Here is a 12,338-nt window from a genome sequence, read left to right as displayed (position 1 = left end):
CCGGGGCCAACCACGGCCGGCACGCGCCGGCCAGAGCCGGGTTCGCCCGGTCCGGAGGGAAGAATATCCGTTGCTGCAACCATGCATGCGCACGTTTGCGCGCGAGCACAAATCGCCACGTCAGCGGCATAAGGCAACGTTAAGACTGGTATAAATGCGGCATAAAAATCGCAGGTCGGGGCACGTGCGCGCGGCGGGCGTCGCGGCAGGCGCGGGGCGCCCCACGGCACACACAGCCGCCTCACTTTCTGACAGATGCGGGATTTGTCAGAAAGTGAGGCGGCAAAAGGGCGCAGGACCGCGTTTTCCCAGGATTTCCCGCTCACTTTCTGACACAAGCGCGATCTGTCAGAAAGTGAGGATCGCAGACGGGCGCAAAGCGCGCGAAAGGCCACCCCCTACACGCTCATCATGCGGTACCCCACGCCCACGTGGGTCTGGATGTAGCGCGGGTGCGCCGTGTCGCGCTCGATCTTCTTGCGAAGCGACCCCATGTACACGCGAAGCGTCGCAAGGTCGCCAGCCTGTCCGGCCGGCCGCCCCGAGGCACCCCGGCTTGCGGCGGGATCGTCGTGCGGGCCCCAGACCTGGTCCAGGATGTAGCGGTGCGTGAGGACCTTGCCCACGTTGCGAGACAGCAGGCACAGCAGGCGGTACTCGATGGGCGTGAGGTGGACCTCGGTGCCGTCGAGCGTGACGACGCCCGCGGCGTAGTCGATGGCAAGGCCGCCGTCGCGGAACACGGCCGGTGCCGGAGCCGACGCGGGCGCCGCGGCGGGGACGGGGGCGGCACCCGGCACGGACGCGCCGGACGTGACCGCACCAGCGACGCCGGTCGCACCGGCGCGCGCGGCCGTCGCCATCGCCAGGTGGCGCTCCGCGGCGCGGATGCGCGCGAGGAGCTCGCCGACCGAGAAGGGCTTGCACACGTAGTCGTCGGCGCCGGCGTCCAGCGCGCCAATCTTGTCCGCATCCTCGCTGCGCGCGCTGACCACGATGATGGGCACGACGGACCACGCGCGGATGGCCCGGACGACCTCGATGCCGTCGATGTCGGGAAGCCCCAGGTCAAGCAGGATGATGTCCGGCGCGGACGTCGCGGCGAGCGCGATTGCCTCGCGGCCCGTGGACGCGCTCTGGTGCGCGTAGCCGTGTGCGTCGAGCGTAGCCGCGACGAAGGTGCGGACCTCCGGGTCGTCCTCGACCACGAGGATGGTGGGCGCGGGCGCGCCAGACGCGGCGGTCACCGCAGGCTCGGGCGCGGGCGCGGCCGGGCCGATCGACGTGGCGTCACTGCTCATCTGAAACGCCGCCTCCCTCAAGGTCGCTTCCAAGGTCGCAGGCCGGAAGGTCGAAGCTGAACACGCAGCCGTGGCCGTCCGCCCGGTTTGGCTCGAGGCGGATGGCGCCGCCGTGAGCCTCGATTATGGACTTGCAGAGCGCCAACCCCAGCCCAAAGCTGCGGCGACCGTCCGCGAGCCCGCGACCCACAGTATAGAACGTGTCGAACACGCGGTCGCGGTCCGCGGGGGCGATGCCGGGACCGTCATCGGTCACGCTCGTGGTGACCACGTCCCTCTCGCCCGCCGCGGGCGCGTGCCCCGGCTCGGCGGCGGGCGTGTGGCGCTCCACGCGGACGGTGATCCGGCTGCCGGCCGGCGTGTACTTGACGGCGTTGTTGACCAGGTTGACCAGCACCTGCACCATAAGGCGCGCGTCGACGCTCACCAGGCAGAGGCCGCGCGAGGGCTCGGCGGAGAGCACGTGGTCCGCGACCTTTGGGTCCACGTGGCGCAGGGCCTCCTCCACGACGTCGTCCATGAGCTCGAGCGTGCGCGTCAGGCGCACGCCCTCCCCCGTGAGGCGGGTCATCGCAAGCAGGTTCTCGACCGTCGCGGCAAGCCAGCGCGCGTCGTCGCGGATGGAGCGCTCCAGCTGCACGCGGCGCCCCGGCGCGAGCGCGGGCGGCGGGGCGGGAGCCGCGGGCGTGGCCGCGTCCGTCGGGGCCACTGGCGCGGGGTCGTCCGCCTCGAGCAGCACGTCGGCCGCGCCGCCGATGGAGGTGAGCGGCGTGCGCAGGTCGTGCGATATCGAGCGCAGGAGGTTGGCCCTGAGCTGCTCGTTCTTGGCCAGGACCATGGCCTGCTCGCGCTTTTGCGCCGCAAGCTCGCGGCCCAGGGCCAGGCTCGTCTCGCCCGCGACGGCGCGCGCCATGTCGCGCTCGCCCTGCGAGAGCGGCACGCCCGGCCCCAGCACCGCGAACACGCCAAGGGGGCCGTCCTTCTCGCCTACGGGCAGATAAAAGCCAGATGCGGACGAGAAGAGCGAGGTGCCGTTGCCGGCGGGCTCTCCGTTTTCGAAGGCGCGCATGGCGACCGAGACCTCGATGGGCACGTTGGGCTGGCGCGGCGCGCGGGGGCCGGCGATGACGCCGGTGCCGTCGAGGGCGCCCGCGTCCGGCAGCGGCGCGTCCGTGCCGTCCGGCAGGAAGAGCGCGCCGGGCTCGAGCAGGCCGGAGTCGTTGGGCAGGTAGAGCACGACGGTGCCGCTGACCAGCCGCGCGAGCTGGCGGCCGGCCTCGCCCATGACGGACTGGACGGAGTCGCAGCGCTGCAGCGCGTGGTTGGTCTGCAGCAGCACGCGCATCATGTGGCTTGCCGCCTGGCTTTCCCGCGCGTTGCGGCGCAGGCGCATTGATATAAGGCTTGAAACCAACGCGACGATGCACATGACTGCGAACGTGCCGGGATACTGGCTGCCCCATGCCACAAGGTGATAGCGCGGCTCCGTGAAGAAAAAGCAGAAGAGCGCAACCGAAAGCGCGGTGGCCACGCCGCAGACCACGTGGCTTGCCGTGGCGAGCGACACCATCTGCACCGCGAGCACGTAGACGATCACGATGGCGTCCGCACCGAGGCCAAGGCGGTCGAGCGCCGCGCCGGCGAGCGTCGCGAGAGCGAGGTCGACGGCGACGATGGCGAGCTCCGCGAGGATTCGGCGCGGCTTGGGTCCTTCCGTCCAGGCGGACGTCAGCGCGAGCCACCTCTTGGTGACCGACGTTCCGTCCGCATCGACCGCTGGCGTCTGCATCGGCCGCCTCCCGCGTGATCGTGGCGCCGGGTTGGGGCGCCGGGCCTTGTCGCAACAGCGCATATGATATCGCAGGCGGCGCGGCGGGCTGGCGGCGCAGGCGCGGCGTCACAGGCACGACGTCGCTGGTACACACCCGGGGCGACCTTGCACGTTCCCGCAAGCTCGGGCTGGGCGCGTATCCGCGAGCCTTGCGCCGCCGCACACACCTGCGGTGAGTTTGCACGTTCCCGCAAACTGGGACCGGGTGTGTAGCGCCACACCGTCGGCCGGGTCACACACCCGGGGCGACTTTGCACGATTCCTCAAACTCGGGTCGGGTGTGTTGCGCCCAGAGGTGCCCCGCGGCAGAAAGTTGCGGGTGTGTGCACCCGCCACGGTTCGGCTTCCCGCGCAATAGGACGTCTACCTGCATTCATACTGATTCGAATCAGTTTCTGAGGGTACACACCCAGGGGTTTCTCTCATTTTGTGCAACACACCCCGCGTTTCTTGCCACGAGGTACCGTTTTCGGTCGCACACCCGGGGTGACTTTGCACGTTCCCGCAAACTGGGGCCGGGTGTGTTGCGCCACACCGTCGGCCGGGTACACACACCCGGGGCGACTTTGCACGTTCCCGCAAACTCGGGCCGGGTGCGTGACGCGACCGCCAACGCTTTCCCCATGCAGACGCGCCGCGCGCCCGCCCCAGGCACCAGACATACACACCCCGGCGCTATAATTCCAAGGATGTGCGCCACCGCCAGGCCCGCGGGCCGCCCGGCGACGCCCACAACCTCGGACAAGGAGACTCACATGAGCCAGAAGAAGGATCCCAAGGACACCTGCGTGCTCGTCACCGGCGGCGCGGGCTTCATCGGCAGCCACACCGTGGTCGAGCTTCTGCAGGACGGCTACCAGGTCGTCGTGGTGGACGACCTCTCCAACGCGAGCGAGAAGGTCATCGACCGGATCGACACCATCGTCGGCGAGCAGGCCGCCCAGAACCTCACGTTCTACAAGGCGGACGTGAACGACCGCGAGGCCATGGAGGCGGTGTTCGAGCAGAACGAAATCGACCGCGTCATCCACTTCGCCGGCTTCAAGGCCGTGGGCGAATCCGTGAGCAAGCCCATCGAGTACTACACCAACAACCTGGGCAACACCCTGGTGCTCGTGGACGTGATGCGCAACCACGGCTGCAAGGACATCATCTTCAGCAGCTCCGCCACCGTGTACGGCGCGCCCGACAGCCTACCCCTCACGGAGGAGTCGCCCAAGAAGCCCGCGACCAACCCGTACGGCTGGACCAAGTGGATGATCGAGCAGATCCTGACCGACCTCCACACCGCGGACCCAGAGTGGAACGTCGTGCTGCTTCGCTACTTCAACCCCATCGGCGCGCACCCCTCCGGACTCATGGGCGAGGACCCCAAGGGCATCCCCAACAACCTGCTGCCTTACGTGGCGCAGGTCGCCATCGGCAAGCGCGAGTGCGTGCACGTCTTCGGCAACGACTACAACACGCCCGACGGCACCGGCGTGCGCGACTACATCCACGTGTGCGACCTCGCGACCGGCCACGCCGCGGCGCTCAGGTGGATGAACGGCCGCACCGGCGTCGAGATCTTCAACCTGGGCACCGGCCGCGGCACCAGCGTTCTCGAGATCGTGAAGGCCTTCAGCAAGGCCTGCGGCAAGGACCTCCCCTACCAGATCGACCCGCGCCGCCCGGGCGACGTCGACGCAAACTACGCCGACTGCTCCAAGGCGAAGCGCGAGATGGGCTGGGAGGCCAAGTACACCATCGACGACATGTGCCGCGACTCCTGGAACTGGCAGTCCAAGAACCCCAACGGCTACGAGGACTAGGGGTCAGCATGTCCCAGGACCAGACCGCTCCGGCCGCAGCCAACCCGTTCGCGGCCTACCTCGCCAGGCAGCGCCCCCTCATCGAGGGCGCCCTGGCCGAGAAGTGCCCGCGCCCGCTGCAGGATCACGCCCGTGCGGAGCAGGCCGACCTCGACCGCTACCTCTACGCCCCTCTCGCCCGCTTCACGGAGTCGGGCGGCAAGCGCACGAGGCCGGCGCTCTGCCTGCTGGGGGCCGAGGCCGTGGGCGGCCGCGCGCAGGACGCGCTTTCCGTCGCGTGCGCCATCGAGTACTTCCAGTCCGCGGCGCTCATCCACGACGACATCGCGGACAAGAGCGAGCTGCGCCGCGGCGAGCCGTGCGTGTACGTGACGGAGGGCACGGGCGTCGCCATCAACGTGGGCGACCTCGCGCTCACCACCGTGGCGCGGCTCGTCCTGGACGATCGCGGCCTTGCGCCGGACGTGCGCCTGCGCGTGCTAGACGAGGTCGTCGCCATGGAGGAGCGCACGCTGGAGGGCCAGGCGCTCGACCTTGGCTGGGCGCGCGACGGCCGCTGGGACATATCGGTGGACGACTACCTGTGCATGGCGAGCCACAAGACGGCCTACTACAGCGCCGCCGTGCCGCTTGCCACGGGCGCCATCTGCGCCGGCGCCACGGACGCGCAGGTAGACGCCCTGCGCGCGTTTGGCATGAAGGCGGGGCTCGCCTTCCAGCTGCAGGACGACCTGCTGAACCTGGTGGGCGACGCCGCCGCCCAGGGCAAGGACTTCCGCAGCGACGTGACGGAGGGCAAGCGCACGCTCGTCGCGGTCTGGGCGCTGTCGCACCTGCCGCAGGGGCCCGCGGCCGAGCTGTCCCAGATCCTCTCGTCCCACGCGACGGACGAGGCACGGCTGGCACGCGCCGTCGAGCTCATGGCACGGTCCGGGGCGATAGACCACACCCGCGCCTTCGCGCGCGACCTCGTGGACGAGGCGAAGTCGCACCTCTCGTCTGCGGACTTTTTGCCTGAGGCCCACAAAGTGCTCCTCGCTATGGCAGACTTCTTTGTTGAGCGCCTGGGATAGGCGCCGCGCATACCCGCGTAAACAGGAGACCACATGGAACCAATCCGAGAGGGCGCCGTCGGCGCCGCTGTCGAAGACATACAAGAGCGCCTCACGTCGCTGGGCTACAAGATCGACGCCAGCGAGCTGGGCGAGAAGAGCTTTGGCCCCTCGACCGCAACCGCGGTGGGGCGCTTCAGGATAGACCAGGACATCCCGCTGGGCGGCGAGGTGGACAGCGCCACGTGGTCCGCGCTCGTGGACGCGTGCTACAAGATGGGCGACCGCACGCTGTACCTGCGCCTGCCCAACCTGCACGGCAACGACGTGCTCGAGCTGCAGAAGTGCCTGAACATCCTGGGGTTCTCGTGCGGCAAGCCCGACGGCTGCTACGGCGTGTATACCGAGGCCGCCGTGAAGCAGTTCCAAGAGAGCCAGGGCATGCTGGCCGACGGCATGGCGTTCCCGGACACGTTCGACGCCATCGAGCGCCTGCACCACGTGTGGGCCGGCAAGCCCGCGGCGGGCCCCCACCCCATGGGCGGCATGGGCTTCGCGCGCGCGGCCGGCGTGCTGGAGAGCGTGCAGATCTCGCTCACCGCGGAGGACCCCATCAGCCGCAACGTCGCGGGCCGCATCTGGAACCTCGCCTCGGCCACGAGCGAGAAGAGCGGGCTGGACATCGTGGAGAGCGTCGCCGCGTCCCGCCCGGACGACGACGTGGTGATAGTCCTGGGCACGACGGACCTGCCGGAGGGCAGCAAGGTCGCGAACCTCACCACCGACGACATAGACTCCCTGCCGCAGCGCCTGCGCACCACCGTCGAGAGCGCCCACGCCAACGACGCGCGCCCGGTGGTCCGCCTCGAGCTGCCGCACGGCCTGTCCTACGACGGCACGTTCACCGTGAGCGACGCGCAGACGTTCGCCGTCATGCTGCTTGACGCCATCTGCTCCGCGTTCAACCTGTAGCGCGGCGGCGGGCGCACATCTGATACACTTATCCAACGGCGCGCATGCGCGCCCGGTTGGCGGCGGCCCAACGTAGCGACTACATTGGGGTATCGTCCAAGGGTTAGGACACGGGTTTTTGGTGCCTGGAATGTGGGTTCGAATCCTACTACCCCAGCCAACGCACACACGCCGGAGGGTCCACGCGGGCCCTCCGGCTTTTTCGTGCCGCCGGCACGCCCCGCTTACGCCCCCGCCGGAGGCTCGGCCTCAAACAGGCCGTACGCGCGCACGCCGTCCCTCTCGCACGGCACGGCAGCGACGCCAAACGCGGCGGGCAGCGCGGGGCCGCCCGCGACCTCCGCGGGAGTGCCCTGGGCCAGAAGCCGCGTGGGCCGCTCCCTCCCCAGCACCGCCACCTCGTCGCAAAAGCGCAGGGCCAGGTCGATGTCGTGAAGCACGGCCACCACCGTCATCCCCCGCTGGGCCGCAAGGCGCCGCACGAGCGCCATCAGCTCGTGCGCGGCCCTCACGTCGAGGTACGTGGTGGGCTCGTCCAGAAGAAGGACGCCCGCCTCCTGCGCAAGCGCCATCGCGATGAAGGCTCGCTGCCGCTCGCCGCCAGAGAGCCTGCGCGCGTTGCGGTGCGCGAGCGCTCGGAGCCCCATGAGCGAGATGGCCTCGTCCACGGCGCGCTCGTCCTTCTCGCCCAGCTGCCCAAACGGGCCCATGTGCGCGTAGCGACCACAGGCGACGAGGTCCCTCACCTGCATGGACGGGGTCCTGTGCACCTGCGGCAGAAGCGCGATGCGACCGGCGCGCTCCCGGGCGGGAAGCGCCGCCACCGGCTCGCCGCCCACGAGCACCGTTCCGCGCGCCGGCGTGCCAAGGCCGTCCGCGAAGCCCAGGAGCGTCGACTTGCCGCAGCCGTTGGGGCCAAGGACGCCAAGCACCTCTCCCTTGGGAACGGCGAGGTCGAGGCCGTCGAAGAGCGGGCGCGCGCCGCAGCGGCACGCGATGTCGCGGAACTCGAGTGCCGGGGCCGCGTCACTCATCGCGGTACCCCCTTCCCCGCATGAGGAGCCAGACGAAGAACGGGCCTCCCATGAGCGCCATGAGGATGCCGACCGGCAGCTCGTACGGCGCGAACGCCGTGCGCGCCACCACGTCAGCCAGGACGGTGAACGTGGCGCCCCACAGCGCTGAAACCGGGATGACGCGGCGCAGGTCGTGCCCGACGAAGCGCTTCGCCACGTGCGGGACCATGAGGCCGACGAAGCCGATGAGACCGCAGAAGCTGACGGCGGCGCCCGCGAGCAGCGACGCGCACGCCAGGCCGGCGGCCCGGAGCGCCCGCACGTGCACGCCGAGCGCGTGGGCGGTCTCGTGTCCCAGGGCGAGCACGTTGATGCGGGCCGCGAGGGCAAGGGCGAGCGCCATGCCCGCCGCGATGAGCGCCGCGGGGGCCGCGAGGCTTCCCAGCACGACGCCCGAGAGGCCGCCCACCAGGTAGGACGAGGAGCCGACGTACGCGTTGGGCGCGACCGTGAGCACGAGGTTCATGCCCGCGCCGAACACGGCGTTCACCGCGACGCCCGCGAGCACGACCGTGAGGCGCGACACGCCGGCGCGCGAGGACACCGCGAGGATCAGGCCCGACGCGAGGAGCGCCCCCAAGAACGCCGCCACCGGCAGCGGGACGGGCACGGCCACGCCCGCCGTCGCGAGCGCCGCGACGAGAAGGACCGCCATCCCGGCCCCGGAGTTGACGCCGATGACGTTGGGGCTGGCGAGCGGGTTGTCGAGCACGGCCTGGATGAGCGCGCCCGACGACGCGAACGCGGCGCCCGCGAGCAGGCCGCCCAGCACGCGCGGGATGCGGATCGAGACGAGGATGCTCCGGGCGGTGCCCGTCAGGCGGCCGCCCGTGAGCAGGGCGAGCACGTCCGCGACGCCGACGCCGGACGCCCCGAGCACAAGGCCGGCAAGGGCCGCGGCGGCGAGCGCCGCGAGCGAGAGGAGCGCGAGCGCGGGCAGGCGCCCGCCCCGGGGGCGCGCCGCCTGCGTCGTGTTGGACCCGGACCTACCCATTGCCTCGCTTCCCATCGCGCCGCCCGCTACTTGTTGAGCGCCTTGCCCGCGAGCACGTAGGACTCGGCCCAGTTCGCGTTTGGCTTGTACAGGAAGTGGGCCGCGTCGAGCATCGTGACGCGCCCCTCGCGCACGGCGTCCATCCCCTGCCAGGCGGAGTTGGAGCCCACGACCTGGTCGTAGTACTTCTGGGCGGTCGCCGTGTCGTCCGATGCCGCGAGGACGAGGACGTAGTCGGGGTTGGCCTCGACGGCCGCCTCGAGGCTGAAGTCCGAAAGGAGGCTCGGGTGCTCGTCGGCGACGTTGACCGCGCCGAGGTCCTTCACGATGGCGCCGGCCATGCCGGAGGAGTCCTGGACCACGAGGCCCTTCGAGAACGCGCTCACCACGAGGACGGAGGGGGACTCGCTCGCCACGGAGTACTTGCGAACGGCGGACTTGATCTTCTCGCCCACCTTGGTCACGTTCTTCTTGTATAGGTCGCCGCGGCCGGTGATGGCGCAGAACACACCCATCATCCGCTTGTAGTCGTCAAACGTCGTCACCTTGAAGAACGCGACGGGCACGCCCGCCTCCTTCAGCGCGGACTCCATGTCCGCCTGGGAGACGCCGGTCGAGTGCTTGCCGTCCGCGATGCCGGTCATGATGACGAAGTCGGGCTTGAGGGCGATGATGCTCTCGAGGTTGAGCGAGGTGGACCTGCCGACGCCCGACACCTTGGAGGAGTCGACGGCGTAGTGGCCGAACGCGTCGTCCGAGGCACCGACGAGGGTGCCGCCGGCCAGCAGCCACGCGTCGGCGAAGCTGCCCATGCACGCCACGACGCGCTTGTGGCTCTTCACGGTCACCTTGCGTCCAAGGTCGTCCGTGAAGGTGTACGCCTTGCCCTTCTCGACCTTGCCGGAGGCCGCCTTGCCGGACGTGGCGACGGAGGCCGACGCGTCGCCGCCCGCGCCGCCGGAGGCCGAACCGCAGGCGGGCAGGGCAAGAAGCGACGCCGCGAGAAGGACGGCGAGGGGCAGGGCCGCAAGGCGGCGCCAGGAAGAGGGCTGCTTCATGATCGAGAATCCTCGTTTCTGTTGGTGGGCGGGGCGAGCCGGCGGCCGTCCCGTTGCGTCACGACCGAAGGGCCGTGCGCGCGTGGTCTAAGAATACCTTTCGAATGGCGGGAAGGGAGCCGAGGCCGCGCATGTCGAGGTCTGCGTCGATTCCCGCCGCGCGGAGGCGTGCCTGCCAGCCGCCGGGCGCGCTTGCCGCAAGCTGGCGCGCCACGTGGCCTCCCGCCGTGAGCATGAGGGGCACGAGCGTGGCCGCGCCGAGGCCGGCCGCCCTGACGCCCGCGACGACCTCGTCGATGCCGGGCGCGCCGTCAAGCAGCCCCAGGAAGGCGTCTGGCCTGCCCTGCGCGCGCAGCTCGTTGCGCAGCACGAGGTACGGCCCGTTCGCGCCGCCGGTCGCGCCGTGGCCAACGAGCACCAGGGCCCGCCCCGGCCGCATGGGGTGCGCCGCGGCGACCGCGTGCGCGACGTCGCGCACGTCACGCGGCGAGGACAGCAGCGGCTCGCCAACGGCGACGCCGCCCGGAAGGCGCCCCTCCCACGCCGAGGCCTCGGCGAGAAGGGCGCGGTACGTCGACCCGAAGACGATGAGCGCCGGCTGCACGCAGACGCGCTCCGCGCCGGCGTCCGCGAGGGCGGCGAGCGCATCGCCGAGCGTGCCCGGCACGGCCTCCCCCGTGCGCCGCAGCATGCGCCGCACGGGATCGCTGAGGTACGCCTCGCAAAACGGCGCGCCGGGCACCGCCTCGCGCAGCTCGCGGACGAGCGGCTCGATGTCACGCCCGCGGGCCTCCTGGCGGACGGTCCCGTAGCTCGCGAGCACCAGGCCGCTACGCGTCATGGCTGATCATGAGCCGGCTCACCTTGCGCTTCTCGTCCCCCTCTTGCCTTCCGGCGAGAAGCCCGCACGCCTCCTCCGGATGGTGCTCCCTGGCCCAGTCGGCCATCTGGTCGAAGGCGCCTGTCGTAAGGTGCAGCATCGCACATCCTTTCCGTGCTAGAGCCCGCTCCCCTATCCCGCAGACATACTTTATCGCCTCGAGCGCCTCGAGGCACCCGATGACGCCGGCGATTGCGCCCACCGGCGTGAACACCGTGCACCGCGACTACTCCAGGGTGCTGCAGTTTGACCCCGCGGCGTTCGAGATCACCTGGGAGTACACCCCGGTCGAGACCGGCTTCACGCCCTTGGCGGACGGCTCCAAGTTCTACTCGCCGTACATCTCGAGCGCGCAGCGGCTGCCCAACGGCAACACCCTCATCACCGAGGGCTGCGACGGCCGCGTGTTCGAGGTGACGCCGTCGCACCAGGTGGTGTGGGAGTACATCAACCCGTACTTCCGCGACATGGCGCCAGGCTTCCCCACGAACATGGTCTACCGCGCCTACTGCATCCCCTACGACTGGGTGCCGCAGGCGGAGCGAAGGCCCGAGATCGGCATCGAGCCCGTGGACGTCACCACGTGGCGCGTGCCGGGCGCGGGGCGACGGCCGGGCCTGCTGGCCGGAGTCGGGAGCCACGAGCACGGCCGGCCCGGCGGCGCGCAAAAAGCCTGCCGGCGTCGGTACACGTGAGCCCCGAGTCGACACGCCCGTACACGTCGCGGCCGAGCTTCCCAGGAGCGTGCAAGCTCGCGGCAGACGTGTACCGGGCCGGGTACACTTCGCGGCCCAGTTTGCAGGGGCCCTGCAAGCTCGCGGCAGAGGTGTACCGGACCGGTACACATGGGCGCACTTTTGACAGGAATCCGCAAACTCGGGCCAGACGAGTACCATCACTAGTTTAACCATGTCGGGAACTTCGAGACGTGTACCGAGTCGTTCGTTAAGGATTTGATCGCACAGCTAATCTACCTCATGTTATGTGGGATTAGACTAATTCCTCATGGTACACGTCTGACCCGAGTTTGCATTTTCCGGTACACGTCAGCGGGTTCCTGCCATGGTTGGAATTCTTATGGCACACGTCGGCCGCGAGTTTGCGGGATCCCGTGCGTTACGGCCCCATGTGTACCGGCGGGGCGTGCCTCCCGTACACATGAGGGCCGAGTTTGCAGGCCGCCCGCGAACTGGGGGCAGGTGTGTACCGCCAGGGCGCCCCCCGGTACCCGCCTGTCCCGAGTTTCGTGCAGCCGTGCAAGCTCGCGGCCGACGTGTACCGGCTCCGGGCGCCGCCCGTACTCGTGAGGCTCGAGTTTACGGACTCCCTGCAAACTCGCGGCAGGAGTGTACCGACAGCCCGC

Annotated in this window: 11 protein-coding genes and 1 tRNA gene; 5 read left to right on the top strand and 7 right to left on the bottom strand. The window is 70.1% G+C overall.

Annotation, left to right across the window (positions count from 1 at the left end; all coding sequences use genetic code 11):
* Positions 1 to 398: 398 nt before the first annotated feature.
* Both HF885_RS00115 and HF885_RS00110 read right to left on the bottom strand, forming a co-directional pair.
* Positions 399 to 1,301 (bottom strand): response regulator, encoded by a 903-nt coding sequence (locus HF885_RS00115; RefSeq protein WP_170102961.1) that lies wholly within the window; start codon positions 1,299 to 1,301, stop codon positions 399 to 401.
* Positions 1,291 to 3,090, bottom strand: a complete 1,800-nt coding sequence (locus HF885_RS00110) for a sensor histidine kinase (RefSeq protein ID WP_170102960.1) — start codon at positions 3,088 to 3,090, stop codon at positions 1,291 to 1,293. The genes HF885_RS00115 and HF885_RS00110 overlap by 11 nt, the downstream gene beginning before the upstream one ends.
* Positions 3,091 to 3,887: 797 nt before the next feature.
* On the opposite strand from HF885_RS00110, the gene galE reads away from it, so the two are divergent.
* The 4 genes from galE (at position 3,888) to HF885_RS00090 (ending at position 7,127) form a co-directional block, all read left to right on the top strand.
* On the top strand, positions 3,888 to 4,943 hold the full coding sequence (gene galE, locus HF885_RS00105; protein WP_170102959.1) for a UDP-glucose 4-epimerase GalE: 1,056 nt from the start codon (positions 3,888 to 3,890) through the stop codon (positions 4,941 to 4,943).
* An 8-nt stretch (positions 4,944 to 4,951) separates the two neighbouring features.
* On the top strand, positions 4,952 to 6,016 hold the full coding sequence (locus HF885_RS00100; RefSeq protein WP_170102958.1) for a polyprenyl synthetase family protein: 1,065 nt from the start codon (positions 4,952 to 4,954) through the stop codon (positions 6,014 to 6,016).
* Positions 6,017 to 6,049: 33 nt separating this feature from the next.
* Positions 6,050 to 6,967, top strand: coding sequence for a peptidoglycan-binding domain-containing protein (locus tag HF885_RS00095; protein WP_170102957.1), 918 nt, complete (start codon positions 6,050 to 6,052; stop codon positions 6,965 to 6,967).
* 85 nt (positions 6,968 to 7,052) lie between these two features.
* A tRNA-Gln gene (locus HF885_RS00090) sits at positions 7,053 to 7,127 on the top strand.
* A 64-nt stretch (positions 7,128 to 7,191) separates the two neighbouring features.
* Here HF885_RS00090 and HF885_RS00085 read toward each other — a convergent pair.
* The 5 genes from HF885_RS00085 to HF885_RS00065 are packed head-to-tail and all read right to left on the bottom strand — an operon-like array spanning position 7,192 to position 11,075.
* On the bottom strand, positions 7,192 to 8,001 hold the full coding sequence (locus tag HF885_RS00085) for an ABC transporter ATP-binding protein (RefSeq protein WP_170102956.1): 810 nt from the start codon (positions 7,999 to 8,001) through the stop codon (positions 7,192 to 7,194).
* Positions 7,994 to 9,037: a FecCD family ABC transporter permease gene (locus tag HF885_RS00080; protein WP_170102955.1), complete on the bottom strand. Its 1,044-nt coding sequence runs from the start codon at positions 9,035 to 9,037 to the stop codon at positions 7,994 to 7,996. Before HF885_RS00080 ends, HF885_RS00085 begins: the two co-directional genes overlap by 8 nt.
* Before the next feature lie 26 nt (positions 9,038 to 9,063).
* A complete protein-coding gene (locus tag HF885_RS00075; RefSeq protein WP_170102954.1) occupies positions 9,064 to 10,095 on the bottom strand; it encodes an ABC transporter substrate-binding protein in 1,032 nt (343 codons plus the stop codon).
* Positions 10,096 to 10,153: 58 nt separating this feature from the next.
* On the bottom strand, positions 10,154 to 10,936 hold the full coding sequence (locus tag HF885_RS00070) for a sirohydrochlorin cobaltochelatase (RefSeq protein ID WP_170102953.1): 783 nt from the start codon (positions 10,934 to 10,936) through the stop codon (positions 10,154 to 10,156).
* Positions 10,926 to 11,075: a Mov34/MPN/PAD-1 family protein gene (locus HF885_RS00065; protein WP_170102952.1), complete on the bottom strand. Its 150-nt coding sequence runs from the start codon at positions 11,073 to 11,075 to the stop codon at positions 10,926 to 10,928. The genes HF885_RS00070 and HF885_RS00065 overlap by 11 nt, the downstream gene beginning before the upstream one ends.
* A 79-nt stretch (positions 11,076 to 11,154) precedes the next feature.
* Between HF885_RS00065 and HF885_RS00060 the strand changes: the two genes are divergently transcribed.
* The gene (locus HF885_RS00060; protein WP_170102951.1) at positions 11,155 to 11,670 is read left to right on the top strand and encodes a hypothetical protein; all 516 of its coding nucleotides are present in this window, start codon (positions 11,155 to 11,157) and stop codon (positions 11,668 to 11,670) included.
* The last annotated feature ends 668 nt before the right edge of the window (positions 11,671 to 12,338 follow it).

This window comes from Parafannyhessea umbonata, assembly GCF_012844235.1.
GTDB lineage: Bacteria > Actinomycetota > Coriobacteriia > Coriobacteriales > Atopobiaceae > Parafannyhessea.
The sequence above is the reverse complement of the archived record's forward strand: the minus strand, read 5'-3'. Positions and strand labels throughout refer to the sequence as shown.